16 protein-coding genes are annotated in these 17,252 nt (G+C 63.0%); 10 read left to right on the plus strand and 6 right to left on the minus strand.

Annotated features, from left to right (window positions below; genetic code table 11):
• Nucleotides 1–20: 20 nt before the first annotated feature.
• From MKD49_RS07255 to MKD49_RS07290, 8 genes are all read left to right on the plus strand, one after another.
• Nucleotides 21–902 (plus strand): ABC transporter ATP-binding protein, encoded by an 882-nt coding sequence (locus MKD49_RS07255; RefSeq protein ID WP_034334319.1) that lies wholly within the window; start codon nucleotides 21–23, stop codon nucleotides 900–902.
• Between the two features lie 57 nt (nucleotides 903–959).
• On the plus strand, nucleotides 960–1,874 hold the full coding sequence (locus MKD49_RS07260; protein ID WP_013234543.1) for a branched-chain amino acid ABC transporter permease: 915 nt from the start codon (nucleotides 960–962) through the stop codon (nucleotides 1,872–1,874).
• Between the two features lie 207 nt (nucleotides 1,875–2,081).
• Nucleotides 2,082–3,158: a branched-chain amino acid ABC transporter permease gene (locus MKD49_RS07265; RefSeq protein ID WP_039787190.1), complete on the plus strand. Its 1,077-nt coding sequence runs from the start codon at nucleotides 2,082–2,084 to the stop codon at nucleotides 3,156–3,158.
• An 89-nt stretch (nucleotides 3,159–3,247) separates the two neighbouring features.
• A complete protein-coding gene (locus MKD49_RS07270) occupies nucleotides 3,248–4,579 on the plus strand; it encodes an ABC transporter substrate-binding protein (protein WP_204726489.1) in 1,332 nt (443 codons plus the stop codon).
• 67 nt (nucleotides 4,580–4,646) lie between these two features.
• Nucleotides 4,647–5,504: an ABC transporter ATP-binding protein gene (locus tag MKD49_RS07275; protein WP_187697641.1), complete on the plus strand. Its 858-nt coding sequence runs from the start codon at nucleotides 4,647–4,649 to the stop codon at nucleotides 5,502–5,504.
• A 12-nt stretch (nucleotides 5,505–5,516) separates the two neighbouring features.
• Complete coding sequence (locus tag MKD49_RS07280) at nucleotides 5,517–6,788, plus strand: phenylacetate--CoA ligase family protein (protein WP_252695911.1); 1,272 nt, start codon at nucleotides 5,517–5,519, stop codon at nucleotides 6,786–6,788.
• Between the two features lie 137 nt (nucleotides 6,789–6,925).
• Nucleotides 6,926–8,191, plus strand: a complete 1,266-nt coding sequence (gene alaC, locus MKD49_RS07285) for an alanine transaminase (RefSeq protein WP_034331604.1) — start codon at nucleotides 6,926–6,928, stop codon at nucleotides 8,189–8,191.
• A gap of 90 nt (nucleotides 8,192–8,281) precedes the next feature.
• Nucleotides 8,282–8,695, plus strand: coding sequence for a YXWGXW repeat-containing protein (locus MKD49_RS07290; protein WP_371925459.1), 414 nt, complete (start codon nucleotides 8,282–8,284; stop codon nucleotides 8,693–8,695).
• Between the two features lie 103 nt (nucleotides 8,696–8,798).
• Here the strand turns inward: MKD49_RS07290 and MKD49_RS07295 are convergent, their stop codons facing one another.
• The 5 genes from MKD49_RS07295 to MKD49_RS07315 all read right to left on the minus strand — a co-directional run bounded on the left by MKD49_RS07295 (nucleotide 8,799) and on the right by MKD49_RS07315 (nucleotide 14,859).
• Entirely contained in the window at nucleotides 8,799–8,954 is a 156-nt protein-coding gene (locus tag MKD49_RS07295) for a hypothetical protein (RefSeq protein WP_166675069.1), read from the minus strand.
• A 63-nt stretch (nucleotides 8,955–9,017) separates the two neighbouring features.
• Nucleotides 9,018–10,148, minus strand: coding sequence for a PHB depolymerase family esterase (locus tag MKD49_RS07300; RefSeq protein WP_252695912.1), 1,131 nt, complete (start codon nucleotides 10,146–10,148; stop codon nucleotides 9,018–9,020).
• Between the two features lie 110 nt (nucleotides 10,149–10,258).
• Nucleotides 10,259–10,966: a glutathione S-transferase N-terminal domain-containing protein gene (locus tag MKD49_RS07305; protein ID WP_039787184.1), complete on the minus strand. Its 708-nt coding sequence runs from the start codon at nucleotides 10,964–10,966 to the stop codon at nucleotides 10,259–10,261.
• Nucleotides 10,967–10,978: 12 nt separating this feature from the next.
• Entirely contained in the window at nucleotides 10,979–14,083 is a 3,105-nt protein-coding gene (locus MKD49_RS07310) for an EAL domain-containing protein (RefSeq protein WP_204726488.1), read from the minus strand.
• On the minus strand, nucleotides 14,080–14,859 hold the full coding sequence (locus MKD49_RS07315; protein ID WP_227022718.1) for an ABC transporter substrate-binding protein: 780 nt from the start codon (nucleotides 14,857–14,859) through the stop codon (nucleotides 14,080–14,082). The genes MKD49_RS07310 and MKD49_RS07315 overlap by 4 nt, the downstream gene beginning before the upstream one ends.
• Nucleotides 14,860–15,074: 215 nt before the next feature.
• On the opposite strand from MKD49_RS07315, the gene MKD49_RS07320 reads away from it, so the two are divergent.
• Nucleotides 15,075–15,323, plus strand: coding sequence for a hypothetical protein (locus MKD49_RS07320; protein WP_134136491.1), 249 nt, complete (start codon nucleotides 15,075–15,077; stop codon nucleotides 15,321–15,323).
• A 74-nt stretch (nucleotides 15,324–15,397) separates the two neighbouring features.
• On the opposite strand, the gene MKD49_RS07325 is transcribed toward MKD49_RS07320, so the two are convergent.
• Nucleotides 15,398–16,183, minus strand: a complete 786-nt coding sequence (locus MKD49_RS07325) for an SDR family NAD(P)-dependent oxidoreductase (protein WP_252695913.1) — start codon at nucleotides 16,181–16,183, stop codon at nucleotides 15,398–15,400.
• A gap of 142 nt (nucleotides 16,184–16,325) precedes the next feature.
• Between MKD49_RS07325 and MKD49_RS07330 the strand changes: the two genes are divergently transcribed.
• Nucleotides 16,326–17,249 carry a LysR family transcriptional regulator gene (locus MKD49_RS07330; RefSeq protein WP_034331597.1) on the plus strand — a complete coding sequence of 308 codons (924 nt, stop codon included), beginning with the start codon at nucleotides 16,326–16,328 and terminating at the stop codon, nucleotides 17,247–17,249.
• Nucleotides 17,250–17,252: the final 3 nt, after the last annotated feature.

Below are 17,252 nucleotides of genomic sequence, written 5' to 3' on the forward strand. Positions count from 1 at the left end.
CCCGACCAGACCACTGCTGAATGAATCCGACCATGAAACGACACCTGTCTTCCGAAATCCTGCCCGCGGGACTGCCGCCCGTGACCAGCCCCGATGACGAAGCCCCGGCGGTGGCCGCCAATGGCCGCCGCATCGGCGAGGTCATCCTCGACCTGCAGAACATTTCGCTGTCCTTCGGCGGGGTGAAGGCGCTCACCGATATTTCCTTCGATGTGCGCGAGCATGAGATCCGCGCCATCATCGGCCCCAACGGCGCCGGCAAGAGCTCGATGATCAACGTCATCAACGGCGTCTACCATCCGCAGAAGGGCAGTATTCTCTATCGCGGCCAGCCGCGCCTGGGCATGCATCCCAGCAGCATCGCGCGCCAGGGCATTGCCCGGACCTTCCAGAACATCGCGCTCTTCAAGGGCATGACCGTGCTGGACAACATCATGACCGGCCGCAACACCAAGATGCGCTCGGGCCTGTTTTCCAATGCGCTGTGGTGGGGCGCGGCCCGCAACGAGGAAATCGAGCATCGGCGGAAAGTCGAAGAAGTGATCGATTTCCTTGAAATTCAGCACATCCGAAAAACCCCGGTGGGACGGCTGCCGTACGGCCTGCAAAAGCGCGTGGAACTGGCGCGCGCACTGGCGGCCGAGCCGCACATGCTGCTGCTGGACGAACCCATGGCCGGCATGAACGTGGAAGAAAAACAGGACATGTGCCGCTTCATCCTCGACGTCAACGACCAGTTCGGCACCACCATCGTGCTGATCGAACACGACATGGGTGTGGTCATGGATATCTCCGACCGCGTCGTGGTGCTGGACTACGGCAAGAAGATCGGCGACGGCACGCCCGATGAGGTGATGAGCAATCCGGAAGTCATCAAGGCCTATCTCGGCACTTCCCACTGAATGTGAAAACAATATAAATAATAAAAACAATATGGACATGGCAGGCAAGGAGACGACATGCAATTCTTCCTCGAAGTCACCCTGAGCGGTTTGCTCTCGGGGCTGATGTATTCCCTGGTGGCGCTGGGTTTCGTACTGATCTACAAGGCTTCCGGCGTCTTCAATTTCGCCCAGGGCGCGATGGTGTATTTCGCCGCGCTGGCGGTAGTGGGCCTGATGGAGAAGGGCATGCCGATGTGGGCGGCCATCATCGGCGCCTTCGTGGTGATGATCCTGGTGGGTCTGGCCACCGAGCGCTTCGTCTTGCGCAAGCTGGTCAACCAGCCGCCCATCACGCTCTTCATGGCCACCATCGGCCTGACCTTCTTCCTCGAAGGGCTGGGGCCCTTGCTGTTCGGCAGCGAAGTGCGGCCCATCGACCTGGGCATCGTCGATGAACCGATCCAGTCGGTGATGGACAGCATCGGCATCGGCATTTCCAAGTTCGACCTCTTCGCCTCCGGCATGGTGGTGGCGCTGGTTGCGGCACTGGCGCTGTTCTTCCAGAAGACCAAGGTCGGCCGCGCCCTGCGTGCGGTGGCCGATGATCACCAGGCGGCGCTGTCACTGGGCATTCCGCTGCAGCACATCTGGGCGGTGGTGTGGGGCGTGGCCGGCTTCGTGGCGCTGATTGCGGGCCTGCTGTGGGGTTCGCGCAATGGCGTGCAGTTCGCGCTGACCATGACGGCCCTGAAGGCACTGCCGGTGCTGATCCTCGGCGGCTTCACCTCGATTCCCGGGGCGATCGTGGGCGGGCTCATCATCGGCGCTTCCGAGAAACTGGCCGAGATCTATATCCCGCCGGTCATGCAGGATGCCTTCGGCGGCAACTTCGGTGGCATCGAAGGCTGGTTCCCCTACGTGTTCGCGCTGCTGTTCCTGCTGGTGCGACCGGAGGGACTGTTTGGCGAGCGCCATATCGACCGCGTATGACAATGTGCTGGTTCCAACTTTCACGATATGGCGTGGTTAATCGGGTTGGATAGTGCTTCGAATTGCCGTTCGACCTGAGTAGCAGCGCAGCTGCGTATCGAAGGCGCGCCGTCAGGAGCGCCTTCGATACGGCCCTGGCGGGCCTACTCAGTCCGAACGGTATGAGATGGATCAGGCAAGTGCAGGGACAGGAACAAGGAGAACGCAATGCTGTACCGTGAAGCAGGACAATTCAAGACAAGCTACATCGCCGACAGCCAGATCTTCCCGATCCGCCAGGATCGCATCATCTTCACGCTCTTCATGGTGTTCGCCTTCGTGGGCGTGCCGCTGTTGGGCAGTGAATACTGGTTCTCGGCCATCCTGGTGCCGTTCCTGGTGTTTGCGCTGGCCGCGCTCGGCCTGAACGTGCTGACCGGTTACGCCGGCCAGCTCTCGCTGGGGTCGGCGGCCTTCATGGCCGTGGGCGCCTATGCGGCCTACAACTTCCAGCTGCGGGTGGAGGGCATTCCCATCGTCGCCACGCTGCTGCTCTCGGGGGCCTGTGCGGCCATGGTGGGCGTGCTCTTCGGGCTGCCATCGCTGCGCATCAAGGGCTTCTACCTGGCCGTGGCCACGCTGGCGGCGCAGTTCTTCGTGGTGTGGGCGCTGACCAAGTTTCCCTGGTTCTCCAACAATTCTTCATCCGGCGTGATCAGCACGCCCAAGATCGATTTCTTCGGCATCGCCATCGATACTCCGGTGCGCAAATACCTCTTCGTGCTGGCCGTGGTGAGTGTGCTGGCGCTGGTGGCCAAGAACCTGGTGCGCTCCTCCACGGGACGCGCCTGGATGGCCGTGCGCGACATGGACGTGGCGGCCGAAGTGATCGGCATCCCGCTCATGCGCACCAAGCTGACCGCCTTTGCCGTGAGCTCCTTCTATTGCGGCGTGGCCGGTGCCCTGTATGCCTTCTGCTACCTGGGCTCGGTGGAGCCGGACGGGTTCTCGCTGGACCTGTCCTTCCGCATCCTGTTCATGATCATCATCGGCGGCGTGGGCAGCATCCTCGGTTCCTTCCTGGGCTCGGCCTTCATCCTGCTGCTGCCGATCTTCCTGGACAACGCATTGCCGCCGCTGGCGTCGCTGTTGCACCTGCCGTTCACCAACGCGACGGTCTCGCATATCCAGATGATGGTCTTCGGTGCCCTGATCATCTTCTTCCTGATCGCCGAGCCGCACGGGCTGGCGCGGCTGTGGCAGATCGCCAAGGAAAAACTGCGCTTGTGGCCGTTCCCGCACTGAGCGCCGCAAGGACCGGATTGAGGTAGGCGGAGACCGGAACACCGGTCTCCGATCAAAGTCGGCAACGACAACAACAAGGAGACGAGACCATGAAAACCATGAAGCATCTGCGGCAGTGGCTGCTGGCCACCGCCTGCGCCGCCAGCCTGCTGGCTCCGGCGGCGCCGGTCCTGGCGCAGGCCAGCGACCAGTTCATCGCCATCCCCAGCTACCGGGTCGGGCCGTATGGCACCAACGGCCAGTCGTATTACGGCGGCTATGTCGATTACCTCAACTACATCAACCTCAAGGAAGGCGGCGTCAACGGCGTCAAGCTGTCCTGGGAAGAGTGCGAGACCGAGTACAACAACGCCAAGGGCGTGGAGTGCTACGAGCGCATGAAGAACAAGAACCAGGTCACGCGCGGCACCGCCATCAACCCCATGGCCACCGGCATCTCCTATGCGCTCATCGACAAGACCGCCGAGGACAAGGTACCCCTGGTGATGATCGGCTACGGCCGTACCGATGCGGTGGATGGCTCGGTGTTCCCGTATGCCTTCCCGCTGGTGACCACCTACCAGATGCAGGTCTCGGCCATCGTGAAATACCTGGCCGGCAAGAACAATGGTTCGCTGGCGGGCAAGAAGATCGTGTTCCTGTATCACGACTCGGCCTATGGCAAGGAACCCATCGTGGCGCTGCAGGCGGAGTCCTCCATCGGCAAGTTCAAGCTGGTGGAAATCCCGGTGGCCCACCCCGGCAACGAGCAGGGCGCACAGTGGCTGCGCATCCGCCAGGAGAACCCGGACTACGTGATCTTCTGGGGCTGGGGCGTGATGAACCAGACCGCATTGAAGGCCGCGCAGAAGGTCGGCTATCCGCGTGACAAGATCGTCGGTTCCTGGTGGGCCGGTTCGGAAGAAGACACCATCCCCGCCGGTGACGCCGCCAAGGGCTACCTGTCGGCCACCTGGAACGTGGCCGGCAAGGATGTCCCCGTGATTGCCGACATCGACAAGGTGGTCTATGGCGCGGGCAAGGGCAACATGCAGGACAAGAACAAGCTCGGCTCCATCCTCTACAACCGTGGCGTCTCGGCGGCCATTGCCACCGTGGAAGCGGTGCGCACGGCGCAGGACAAATACGGCAAGGGCAAGGTCATGAGCGGCGAGCAGGTGCGCTGGGGCTTCGAAAACCTCAACATCACCGATGCCCGTCTGAAGGCCCTGGGGGCGACCGGCCTGCTGCCTGAAATCAAGACCTCGTGCGACAACCATGAGGGCTCGGGCAAGGTCAAGATCCAGCAATGGGATGGCACGAAGTGGGTGCTGGTGTCGGACTGGATCGAGGGCAACAAGAACCTGATCCACCCGCTCTTCAAGGCCTCGGCCGCGAAATACGCAAAAGAAAAAGGCATCACTCCTGCCTGCATGAAGTAGGCGCTTGCGCCGGCGGCTCTGCACGTCTCCCACGGCCGCCGGTGCTTTTTTGGGAATGCGAACGACCATGAATGCCACACCGATCCAGACCAGTGCCGCGCCTTCCGCCGCTACGGCAGCGGTGGCCAAGGCGCTGGCCATCAACAACATCGAAGTGATCTATGACCACGTGATCCTGGTCCTGAAGGGCGTCTCGCTGGACGTGCCGGAAGGCAAGATCGTGGCACTGCTCGGGGCCAACGGCGCCGGCAAGAGCACCACCCTGAAGGCCATCTCCAACCTGCTGCACGCCGAGCGTGGCGACGTCACCAAGGGCAGCATCGAATTCCGGGGCGAGCGCGTGGACCGCATGACGCCCAATGACCTGGTCAAGCGCGGGGTGATCCAGGTGATGGAAGGACGGCATTGCTTCGGTCACCTGACGGTGGAAGAGAACCTGCTGACCGGTGCCTACACGCGTGGCATCAGCAACGCCGAAGTGAAGCACGAACTGGAAAAGATTTACGATTATTTCCCGCGCCTGAAGGTGCGCCGCAAATCGCAGTCCGGCTATACCTCGGGCGGCGAGCAGCAGATGACGGCCATTGGCCGCGCCATGATGGCCAAGCCTTCCATGATCCTGCTGGATGAACCCTCGATGGGGCTGGCGCCGCAGATTGTCGAAGAGATCTTCGAGATCGTCAAGGATTTGAACAGCAAGGAGAAAGTCTCCTTCCTGCTGGCCGAGCAGAACACCATGGTGGCGCTGCGCTATGCCGACTTCGGCTACATCCTCGAAAACGGCCGCGTGGTGATGGAAGGTGCGGCCAGTGAACTGGCCGATAACGAAGATGTGAAGGAATTTTATCTGGGCGTCTCCGGTGGCGGCCGCAAGAATTTCCGCGACATGAAGTTCTATCGCCGCCGCAAGCGCTGGCTGGCGTAAGGGGAGGGCATCATGTCCGATCCGACACAGGTACTGGCCGAACTGGATGCGCTGGAGCGGCGCGATCCGCAGCAGCGCGAGCAAGCACTCATGCGCGCCTTGCCGCAACTGGTGGCGCGCGCGCAAAGTGCGCCGGGCTGGGCGCGCATCCTCGCTGGCGTGGACGCGGCGGCGATCACCTCGCGCGCGGCGCTGGCGCAATTGCCGGTCACGCGCAAGTCCGACCTCAAGGAACTGCAGACCCGCGAGAGTCCCTTCGGCGGACTGAACACGACCCCGGCGCGGCAGTTGCGGCGGCTCTTCGTGTCGCCCGGCCCGATCTTCGATCCCGAGGGGCAGGGGGCGGACTGGTGGCGTTTTGCCAGTCCCATGAAGGCGCTGGGATTGCAGGGCGGGCACATCCTGCAGAACTGCTTCGCCTATCACTTCACGCCGGCGGCCTTCATGGTCGAGGGCGCGGCGGCGCGGCTGGGCTGTGCGGTGATCCCGGCCGGCATCGGACAGACCGAGTTGCAGGTCAATGCGATGGTAGCGCTGAAGCCGGATGCCTATGTCGGCACCCCCTCGTTCCTGAAGATCATCATCGAGAAGGCGCGCGAGATGGGCGCCGATATCAGCAGCGTGCAGCGCGCCCTGGTCAGCGCCGAAGCGCTGCCGCCTTCGCTGCGCAGCTGGTTCCATGAACACGGCGTGCCGCAGGTGCTGCAGCTGTATGCCTCGGCCGACATCGGCAACATCGCCTACGAGACCATGAGCGAGGGCGCGGTGCATCCCGGCATGGTGCTGGATGAATCCCTGATCCTGGAAATCGTGCGGCCCGGCACCGGCGATCCGGTGGCCGAAGGCGAGGTCGGCGAGGTGGTGGTGACGTCCTTCAATCCCGACTATCCGCTCATCCGCTTCGGGACCGGGGATCTGTCGGCGGTGGTGCAGGGCATTTCTCCCTGCGGCCGCACCAATACCCGCATCAAGGGCTGGATGGGGCGCGCCGACCAGACCACCAAGGTGCGCGGCATGTTCGTCCATCCCTCGCAGGTGGCGGACGTACTGCGCCGCCATGGGGATGTCTTGCGGGCGCGGCTGGTGGTGTCGGGCGAGATGGCCAATGACATCATGACCCTGCATTGCGAAGTGGGTGACCCGGAAGATCCGGCCATTGATGTCAATGCACTGGCCGGCAGCCTGCGCGAGGTGACCAAGCTGCGGGGGGAGGTGTTGCTGGTTGCGCCGGGGAGTTTGCCCAACGATGGCAAGGTCATTGAGGACGCCCGCAAATACGAATAGGTGAAGGAGCTTGCAGGGGATCGAACATGCCGGGCGATTTGTGCTTGTGCAGGTGAAGCTTCGCGCATAAAATCGGTGGCGGAACATTAGTTCCAACGTCGCTCGGACGGTTCCGGGCGCTTACGTGAAAGACACCCATGACGCAATCCGCCGATTCGCGCGATCCCTCGCGCACGCCTGCAGTATCCTCTTCTCCTGCTACTTCCCCGGACGCCTTCCCGGTCAGCTTCCCGCGCATCGAACGCCTGCCGCCCTACGTCTTCAACATCACTGCCGAACTCAAGATGGCCGCGCGTCGCCGGGGCGAGGACATCATCGACATGTCGATGGGCAATCCCGATGGCCCCACGCCGCCGCACATCGTCGAGAAGCTGGTGGAAGTGGCGCAGCGGCCCGATACCCACGGTTATTCCTCCTCCAAGGGCATCCCGCGTCTGCGCCGGGCGATTGCGCACTGGTATCGCAGCCGCTACGAAGTCGACTTCGATCCCGACAGCGAAGCCATCGTCACCATCGGTTCCAAGGAAGGCCTGGCGCACCTGATGCTGGCCACCCTCGACAAGGGCGATACCGTGCTGGTGCCCAATCCCAGCTACCCCATCCACATCTATGGTGCGGTGATTGCCGGTGCCAACATTCGCTCGGTGCGCATGAGCCCGGGCGTGGATTTCTTCGATGAACTCGAACGCGCGGTGCGGGAGAGCTATCCCAAGCCCAAGATGATGATCCTGGGCTTTCCCTCCAATCCGACCGCGCAATGCGTGGAACTGGAATTCTTCGAGCGGGTGGTCAAGCTGGCGCGCGAACACCAGATCCTGGTGGTGCATGACCTGGCCTATGCCGACATCACCTTCGATGGCTGGAAAGCGCCGTCCATCATGCAGGTGCCGGGTGCGCGGGAGGTCGCGGTGGAATTCTTCACGCTCTCCAAGAGCTACAACATGGCCGGCTGGCGCATCGGCTTCATGGTCGGCAATGCGCGCCTGGTGGCGGCGCTGGCGCGCATCAAGAGCTATCACGACTATGGCAGCTTCACCCCGGTGCAGGTGGCAGCCATTGCGGCGCTGGAAGGCGACCAGTCCTGCGTGGAGGAGATCCGCGCCAATTACGAAAAACGCCGCAACGTGCTGGTCAAGGGCCTGCATGAGGCGGGCTGGATGGTCGATGTGCCCAAGGCCTCGATGTACATCTGGGCGCGCATCCCGGAACCGTATCGCCAGTTCGGTTCGCTCGAATTCTCGCGCATCCTGCTGGAACAGGCCAAGGTCTGCGTCTCGCCCGGCATCGGTTTTGGTGAATATGGCGACGAGTACGTGCGCTTTGCCCTGATCGAGAATGAATCGCGCATCCGCCAGGCCATCCGTGGCATCAAGACCATGTTCAAGAACGCCAAGGGCGGCTGAAGGCCGCGCGCCGGGCCGGTGTAAAGGCTGGAACTGCATCGGCCTGGCGTGTGTCATACAACTATCTTCACCCCCTGACTGTTCTATATGATGAAAAAAATAATATTTGCCAGCCTCATCGCGCTGGGCGCGTCGGCAGCGGTGCTGCCGGTTGCCCAAGCGCAAGTCTCCGTGAACATCAACATCGGCGCACCGCCGCCGCCGCGCGCTGAACCGCTGCCACCCCCGCGCCATGGCTATGTCTGGGCGCCCGGCTTCTGGGACTGGGATGGCTACCGCCACATCTGGCGCGAAGGCCACTGGGTGCGCGAGCGTCCCGGCTACGTCTATGCGCAGCCGGTCTGGCGCCAGGGACCGCGCGGCTGGGAACTGGATCGCGGTGGCTGGCGCGGTGGTCCGCCGCCGGGACGGGGTCCGCGTCATGATGATGGCGATGACGACCACCGTGGTCCGGGACGCGGGCGCGACTGCCCGCCGGGCCATGCGCGCAAGGGTGAGTGCTGAAGCTCGCCGGTTTTGATTTGAATTGAAGTGATGAAACGAAACGGCCGCAACGTGAAGACGTTGCGGCCGTTGTCGTTGGCGGGTTGCGCTGAGGCGGACGGGATCAGATCTTTTCCATCAGCGCCGAGACCGCAAAGGAAACGATGCCCGCCGTAATGCAGATGACCGCCAGGCGGTAGTGCGGAATCAGCTTGCCGATCCACGGCAGCAGGAAATACAGGACGATGGCGATCAGGATGCTGGTCAGGAGTCTTTTCATTGTCTTGGCGGGAGGGTTGAACGCTGGGGCCTATGATAGTGCGATTTGACCTGTGATGGCGCATCAGCCGGGCGACAGCCCCTTCATGCCGGGCCGTGTCGGTGCCGGGGCAGCCGGTACGGGCGGCTTGGCCGGAGCAGCGCCCGTCGGCGTGACCGTCGTCGCAGGCGCGGCGGCGGGCAGCGGCGTTGCTCCCGGTGGCAGGTTTTCATCGACCTGCTCGTTCTGGCGGCCACCGCCGTGGGCATTGAAGAAGTTGATGACGGTGCGCGAGGTATCGAGGTTCTGCGAAGACTTGCCGCCATTGACGATGGGCACTACGCCACCCGGCCAGGCGTGGCCGCCCCCCTTGACCTCGTAAAGCACCACGGCCTGCGGGTCGCTCTTGCTGGCATAGGTGTACTGGCGGATGGTGGTGCCATCGTTGGCGGTATCGGGAATGTCAGTGACCGTCGGGCGCGGGTTGGCACCATCGGCCTTGACGAAGGCTTCGATGCTGCGCGCCACCGAGATGCGCGGCAACTGCGAGACTTCCTGCTTGCCGATGCCGCCCAGGAAGGGAATGAAGGGATCATCGCTGCCATGGATGTGCAGCAGCGGCATGGGGGCTTTGACGGCCTCGGGCGGCACATCCAGCACCGCGCTGACCACCGCCACTGCCTTGAACAGTTCAGGCGCTTCGGCGGCCATGCGATAGGCCATCATGCCGCCATTGGACACGCCCACCAGGTAGATGCGCTGCGGATCGGCCAGCCCATCCTTGACCAGCTTGTCGATCAAGGCGCGCAGGAAGGCCACATCATCCACCTTGTGCATCTGCGCGTAACCGCAGCATCCGCCGGAATTCCAGGTACGGGCGTCGATGGCCAGCCCGGTGCCGTTGGGGTAAACGATCATGTAGCCCGCCGCCTCGGCAATCTCGGTCAGTCCGGTAGCGCGCGCCATCAGCGAGCCGCTGGAACCGCTGGCGTGCAGTGCGACGATCAGCGGCTGCGGTTCACCGGCGGCGTTGCGTTCGGAAAAATAGGCGCGTGACAGATTGCCGACGCGGATCGTCTTCAAGGATAGATCGATCGCCTGTGCCGGCAGGCTGGCCAGCAGCGGCTGTGCGCACAGTGCGCACAGCGCTGCCAGCAAGTGGCGGCGCAAGCGGCCGGCGCGATCAGAAGGGCGAGACGGAAAGCGGTTCGTCATGGCAGGCAGGATGCGGTCGCGGGAATGGACGCCATGTTAACGTGCAGGCCACGGTGGCGCAAAGCGATTTACACCCTGCGCTCCGGACCTGGCCATCAACGCAGATCCGGTCAGCCGCGCGCCGGGATGTTGAGACCGCGCACCACGGCCGGACGAGCCACGAAAGCTTCCAGCGCACGGGCCACATGGGGGAAGTCCTGGAAGCCGACCAGTTCGGCCGCTTCGTAGAAGCCGATCAGATTGCGGATCCACGGGAAGGTAGCGATATCGGCGATGGAATACGCATCGCCAGCCAGCCACTGGCTCTGGCTCAGGCGCTTGTCCATCACGCCCAGCAGGCGTTTGGATTCGTTGACGTAGCGGTCGCGCGGACGCTTGTCTTCGTATTCCTTGCCGGCAAAGCGGTGGAAGAAGCCGAGCTGGCCGAACATCGGACCGACGCCGCCCATCTGGAACATCACCCACTGGATCACCTGATAGCGCGCAGCGGGATCGGCCGGCAGGAACTGGCCGGTCTTCTCGGCCAGATAGAGCAGGATGGCGCCCGATTCGAACAGCGGCAGCGGCGCACCATTGGGACCGTTGGGGTCGATGATGGCGGGGATCTTGTTGTTCGGATTGAGCGACAGGAATTCCGGCGACAGCTGGTCATTGGTCTCGAAGCTGACCAGGTGAGCTTCGTAGGGCAGGCCGGTTTCTTCCAGCATGATCGAGACCTTCACGCCATTGGGCGTGGGCAGCGAATACAGCTGGATGCGGTCGGGATGTTGCGCCGGCCATTTTTGATTGATGGCGAAGGCGGACAAAGCGTGACTCATGAGATCGGACTCCTAGGCAACGGATATGTGGAGATCGCGGTCCTGAGCGAATTTTTCGAAGGCCTCGACCGTCACCGGCCGGCAGAAGTAGTAGCCCTGGTAGGCATGGCAGCCGGCATCGGCCAGGAAGGAGCGCTGGGCATCGGTTTCCACGCCCTCGGCGATCACCCCCAGTCCCAGGCTCTGGGCCAGGTTGACGATGGTCTTGGCTATCGAGGCGTCGTTGGGATCGATCAGGACATCGCGCACGAAAGACTGGTCGATTTTAAGCTGATTCAGCGGCAGCCGCTTGAGGTAGGACAGCGAGGAGTAACCGGTACCGAAGTCATCCAGCGAAAACTCCACGCCGTAAGCCTTCAAGGCAAACATCTTCTGGATGATGTCTTCGACGTTGTCCACCAGCAGGCTCTCGGTCAGCTCCAGTTTCAGGCGGCGCGGATTGGCACCGGTACGGTCGATGATGTCCAGTACGGTCTGCACGAAATCATGCTCGCGCAATTGCGGCGCGCTGACGTTCACGGCGATGCTGAGCTCGGCCATGCGCGGCCGCTTGGCCCAGGTGGCCAGTTGCGTGCAGGCGGTCTCCAGCACCCAGTTGCCCAGTGACAGGATCAGCCCGGTTTCTTCGGCCAGCGGAATGAAGTCGCCCGGTGGCACCATGCCGCGCTGCGGATGCTGCCAGCGCACCAGCACTTCGGCACCCGTGACGCGGCCGCCTTCGACCACCTGCGGCTGGTAATGCAGCAGCAGCTGGTTGCCCTCGATGGCCTTGCGCAGGCCGGCTTCCAGCGTGGCGCGTTCCAGCACGGCCGTCTGCATGGCGGGATCGAAGAAGCGCAGCGCATTGCGGCCGGTTTCCTTGGCCTTGTACATGGCCAGGTCGGCCTGCTTCATGAGCTCATCCACCGAGGCTGCACGGCCCAGGAAGACGGTGGCGCCGATGCTGGCGGTGGTGCGGTATTCCACCTCGTCGAGCTGGTAGGTTTGGCCCAGTGCCGCCAGGATTTTCTCGCCGATGGTGCGGGTCTGGGTCGCGGCTTCCTGCTGGGTGTCGTTGAGCCCCTCCAGCACCACCACGAATTCGTCACCACCCACGCGCGCCACCGTATCGTTTTCACGGACATTGGCCAGCAGGCGCTGCGCCACTTGTTTCAGCAGGGTGTCGCCCTTTTCGTGGCCGACCGTGTCGTTGAGCGTCTTGAAGTGATCCAGGTCGATGAACAGCAAGGCGCCGCATGTGCGCGTGCGCAGCGACAGCGCGATGGCCTGCTTGAGGCGGTCCAGCAGCAGGGTGCGGTTGGGCAGGCGGGTCAGGGCATCGAAGAAGGCCAGCTCACGAATGCGTTCCTCGGCCAGCTTGCGGTCGCTGATGTCGTGATGCGTGCTGACGTAGTGGGTGACCTGGTTGTCCTTGTTCTTGACGGCGGAGATGGTCAGCCATTCGGGGTAGACCTCGCCGTTCTTGCGGCGGTCCCAGATTTCGCCCTGCCACTTCCCGAAGCGCCGGACACTCTCGCGCATCTCCTGGAAGAAGGCCGGGCCGTGGCGGTCCGAGCGCAGCAGGTTGGGGTGCTTGCCGACGATTTCTTCGGCGGTATAGCCGGTGATCTCCGTGAAGGCCTTGTTCACGCGCAGGATCTTGCTGTTGGCGTCGGTGATGAGCATGCCCTCGCGCGAATCGAAGGCCACCGCCGAGATGCGCAGTTCGGCTTCAATCTGCTTGCGGTCGGTGATGTCGCGCGCGCTGGTACGGAAGCCCGTGAAGCTGCCCTGGGCATCGGCAATCGGGGCCGACGACAGCGAGAGCCAGAATACCGTGCCATCCTTGCGCACGCAGCGGAATTCCACGTCTTCGCGCTTCTGGCCATCCATGCAGCGCGCCAGTTCGGCGCGGATGCGGCGCTCGTCATCCGGATGGACGATGCTGCCGATGAAGTCCGGCATGGAGAGGCATTCCTCCACGGTATAGCCGGTGTAGTCGCGCACCGCGTGATTGATCCAGCGCGGACGGCCATCCAGGCCCCACCAGACTTCCCAGTTGACGGTGCAATCGGCGATGGCGCGGAACTGCTCTTCGCTGGCGCGCAGCTCGACGGTCATCTTCTGCGCCAGGCGTACCGCGCGCTTGCGGCTGGACATCATGAGCCAGGCCAGCAGCGCCAGCGTAACGCTCATGGCGATGCCGGTGACGGCGATGAGCTGCTCGGCATTGCGCCCGAACTGGGCGGTGAAGGCATCGGTGGTGCTCATGGAGAGTGTCCAGTTGTGGTTGGCCACCACCAGGTATTCATCGGCCTGCAGGCGCGGGCGATGCAGCGGGCCGCTGGCCAGCGGCGATTGGTAGAGCAGGGCTTGCGTTTCCTGGGTCACGCCGTCATAGAGAGTGAAGGCAATGGTGCGGCTGTTTTCGCCATACAGGCTGGCGATCACGTCGCTCATCCGAAAAACGGCATGTACCCAGCCGATCAGGCTGGCGCGGCGCTCGGCAATGGTGGACTGCGGTTTGCCGCGCTCGTACAGCGGCAGGTACATCATGAAGGCCGGTGCTGCCGGCCCTTCATTGCTCAGTTCAATCTTGCCGGAGATGGTCGCCATGCCGGAGTCGCGCGCCTTTTCCATGGCGGCGCGCCGCACCGGATCGGCCCACTGGTCATTGCCGAAGGCGATGCGGTTGCGGCCTACATAGGGCTCGCGCAGGATGGTCGGGGCATAGGCAGTACGGCTGCCGCTCGGACGGATCTTGTAATCGGCCACCCCCTGGCGCGCCATGCGAAGCAGATGGGCGTCGAGTTGCGCAGCCGGTACCCATTCCTCGATGGCGATGGCCTGGATGCCGGAGAAATTGGCGTCCAGATTGAGCGCGTCAACGTAATCGCGGAACTGGTTGCGGTCGATGTTGCCGGTGGCAGAAACCAGGCCCTGCACCCCATGCAGCATCTGTTCGTAGGACGCCATGCGCTGCTCGATGCGGCTGACCGTCTCGCGCAGCACCGAGGCGAACTGCGTGTGGACTTCCTTGGCGGCGGCTTCGCGCTCGTGGTCCCATGCGGTCCAGGTGACGCCCAATCCTGTAGCCAGGATGATGACGGGGAGCAGGATCTGGCGTATCCAGTTCACGGCTTGCTCTGGAATTCGACCATGGCTGCCGCCAGTTCAGGATTGAAGTACTTGCGGAAGATGCGCAGCACCGTGCCGTCTGCCAGCATGCCGTTGACCAGGGCGCGCCACTTGTCCAGCTCGGCCGGCGCAAGCGCCTTGCGTGACATGATCAGACCGTGCGGTACGGAAGGATCCTCGAAGCTGATGATGGTGGTGGCCTCGCGAATGCGTTTCTCTTCCACGACCGGGTAATCGAAGGGCTCCATGATCATGCCCTGGATGCGGTTCTGCAGCAGCGCTTCATAAAGCGGTTCCAGGCCACCGGCCAGGGTGACGCGATTGGCAGCCGTGAGCTGGTCCACCATGCGATTGGCATTGCTGCTGTAGCGGAAGCCGCGGATGACGCCGATCTGGAAACGATCATTGCGCGCGACGTCGGCCAACTGAGTGATGCCGGCATCCTTGCGCACCAGCAGGTAGTACTTGTTGCTGAAGTACCAGGCGAAGGCGGCGAACTTGTCGCGTTCCGGATTGGTAATGCCGGACAGGCTGAAATCGAGTGCCCCCGATTCGATCAGCTGCCAGATGCGCGCACGCGACATCAGACTGACATTGACCTTGCAGCCGCTGCGGCGGATCAGCTCGTCGGCGAAATCCTTGTCGATGCCGGTATCGGTAGCGGCCGAGTAGAGCAGGCCGTGATCGTGCAGCGCCAGCGTATAGGGACGCGAGCAATCGGGACCGGCAGCGTGGGAAGGGGAACAAGCCAGCAGGGCAGTGAAAAGTGTGGCCACATTCGCACAGGCACGCACTGCGCGATTGCGAAAGAGTCGACTGAAAATACTGCCCCCTATGTAGACGCCACCCTATGGACGAAGCAATACGAGCGTGGCGCGATCTTCGCGATCTCGCGCCCGACGCACTGCCGTGTCGTCCTTCCCTGAAATCACCGCATGAGAGCGGTGCCCTGTCCTGTAGTTTTGACTCTGCCGTCCGTGGAGACGGTGGTGTGATCACCAGCTCTGCTGACATGCTGGAGACGCCAGCAGAAACGGCACTGCACCAAATGCCGAGCGATGTTACCCGAGCAGATTCCATTGCGCAACAGAATGCATCCGCCGCTGCTGCGGCAGGCTGGATGCGGCCGCGCGCCATGTGCACGGGAGTGCAGAAAGGCATGGATGAGCTGACAGGAAAGCGGGGTGTCATGCACAAAAAAACCGGAGTTTCCGCCATGGAAACACCGGTCTGTCTGTGAGGATTTCGGGAGATCGGGAGATCACGATGTCTGATGTCGGGATGACAGGGACATCGCTTGAAGCGTTGTTCCGTTCAGATGAACATGCCGCCCGAGACCTCTACGCGCTGGGCGTTGATCCAGCCATTGTCCTCACGCAGCAGCGAAGCGATTGCCGCGCCGATGTCATCCGGCACGCCGACCCGGCCCAGCGCGGTCTGGCCGGCGATGAAAGCGTTCAGTTCGGCATTGTCACGTACGCGGCCACCGCCGAAATCGGTCTCGATGGCGCCCGGTGCCACGGTGTTGACGGCGATGCCACGCGCGCCGAATTCCTTGGCCATGTAGCGCGTCATCACTTCCACGCCGCCCTTCATGGCGGCATAGGCCGCATAGCCCGGCAGGGTGAAGCGGGCCAGCCCGCTGGAAATGTTGATGATGCGGCCACCATCGGCCAGCAGCGGCAGCAGCGCCTGGGTCAGGAAGAACGGCCCCTTGAGATGCACCTTGTAGAGCGCATCGAAGTCCGCTTCGCTGGTCTCGGCGATCGGGCCATAGATGCCCATGCCGCCGTTGTTGACCAGATAGTTGAATTGGCGGACCTGCCACACCCGGTACAGTGCATCGGACACTTGTTGTGCGAAGGCCGGCACACTTGCGCTGTCGGCCAAGTCCAGTTGCAGGGCCACCGCCGGTACACCCAGGGCTTCGATTTCTGACACCGCGGCATCGGCAGCAGTACGGTTGCCGACATACGTCAGGAGAATACCCACGCCTTCGCGGGCCAGGTGCAGGGCGGCGTTCTTGCCCAGGCCGCGGCTGCCGCCGGTGATCAGGGCGATGCGGGAAATAGTGTTGCTGGAAGCGGTTGCTGCGTTCATGTGAGGCTCCTGAAGTCGTTGAGGAAAGCAATGCAGGGGATGCTGCAAGACCACGGAGCCCAGTATATTGAGAAGAAATTTCAGAATAAATTTCGGATTTACTATTAGACTTTTCACAATTGAATAATAATCAGACGGGCACATGAACCAGTTGGACACCCTCAAGATCTTCCAGCGCGTGGCCGAACTGGCCAGTTTCAGCGGTGCGGCGCGCCAGCTCGGCCTGCCCAATGCCAGCGTCTCGCTGGCGGTGCAGCAGCTGGAACAGATGCTGGGCACGCGCCTGCTCCAGCGCACCACGCGGCGCGTGCAGCTGACCGCCGATGGCGAAGCCTTCTACCGGCGCAGCCAGGAGTTGCTGGATGAATTCGAATCCCTGCGCGGCATGTTCCGCGCGGGCGGGCAGCCCTTGAGCGGCAAGCTGCGGGTCGACATGTCCAGTGCCATGGCGCGTGAAGTGGTGCTGCCGGCCTTGCCGACTTTTTTGGCGCAGCATCCGCAACTGGAGATCGAGCTGTCAGCCAGCGACCGTCGTGTCGATCTGGTGGCTGAAGGATTTGATTGCGTGCTGCGTACCGGCACGCTGGACGATTCCTCGCTGGTGGCGCGGCCCATCGGCCATCTGGTGCAGATCAACTGCGCCAGCGCGGCCTACCTGAAACGGCACGGCACACCGCGCACCCTGGAGGATCTGGCCCATCACCAACTGGTGCACTACCGCCAGGTGCTGGGCGGACGTTCACCGGGATGGGAGTGGTTCGACGGCACCCAGACCCGTACGCTGCCCATGGCCGGCAGCGTCACGGTCAACAGTACGGAGACCTATTACGCCGCTTGCCAGGCCGGCCTGGGCCTCATCCAGCTGCCGCTGGTGGGCGCGCAGAAACGCAAGATGCTCGACGGCGGCAAGCTGGTGGAAGTGTTGCCGCAATATCGTCCGGCGCCCATGCCGATCAACCTGCTTTACGCCAGCCGGCGCCATGTACCGGCACGGCTGGCGGAGTTCATGGACTGGCTGCATGCGCTGATCTTTCCGCTCACGCAGGAGGGCGGCCTCACACGCTGAGCT

This window comes from Herbaspirillum sp. WGmk3 (genome assembly GCF_023952535.1).
Lineage (GTDB): Bacteria > Pseudomonadota > Gammaproteobacteria > Burkholderiales > Burkholderiaceae_D > Herbaspirillum > Herbaspirillum huttiense.

Bases quoted from the DNA above. Each gene is read 5' to 3' on its own strand.
- MKD49_RS07265 (WP_039787190.1), top strand. From the start codon at position 2,082: ATGCTGTACCGTGAAGCAGGACAATTCAAGACAAGCTACATCGCCGAC.
- MKD49_RS07325 (WP_252695913.1), bottom strand. From the start codon at position 16,183: ATGAACGCAGCAACCGCTTCCAGCAACACTATTTCCCGCATCGCCCTG.
- alaC (WP_034331604.1), top strand. From the start codon at position 6,926: ATGACGCAATCCGCCGATTCGCGCGATCCCTCGCGCACGCCTGCAGTA.
- MKD49_RS07300 (WP_252695912.1), bottom strand. From the start codon at position 10,148: ATGACGAACCGCTTTCCGTCTCGCCCTTCTGATCGCGCCGGCCGCTTG.
- MKD49_RS07280 (WP_252695911.1), top strand. From the start codon at position 5,517: ATGTCCGATCCGACACAGGTACTGGCCGAACTGGATGCGCTGGAGCGG.
- MKD49_RS07295 (WP_166675069.1), bottom strand. From the start codon at position 8,954: ATGAAAAGACTCCTGACCAGCATCCTGATCGCCATCGTCCTGTATTTC.
- MKD49_RS07260 (WP_013234543.1), top strand. From the start codon at position 960: ATGCAATTCTTCCTCGAAGTCACCCTGAGCGGTTTGCTCTCGGGGCTG.
- MKD49_RS07330 (WP_034331597.1), top strand. From the start codon at position 16,326: ATGAACCAGTTGGACACCCTCAAGATCTTCCAGCGCGTGGCCGAACTG.
- MKD49_RS07290 (WP_371925459.1), top strand. From the start codon at position 8,282: ATGAAAAAAATAATATTTGCCAGCCTCATCGCGCTGGGCGCGTCGGCA.
- MKD49_RS07305 (WP_039787184.1), bottom strand. From the start codon at position 10,966: ATGAGTCACGCTTTGTCCGCCTTCGCCATCAATCAAAAATGGCCGGCG.
- MKD49_RS07270 (WP_204726489.1), top strand. From the start codon at position 3,248: ATGAAAACCATGAAGCATCTGCGGCAGTGGCTGCTGGCCACCGCCTGC.
- MKD49_RS07275 (WP_187697641.1), top strand. From the start codon at position 4,647: ATGAATGCCACACCGATCCAGACCAGTGCCGCGCCTTCCGCCGCTACG.
- MKD49_RS07255 (WP_034334319.1), top strand. From the start codon at position 21: ATGAATCCGACCATGAAACGACACCTGTCTTCCGAAATCCTGCCCGCG.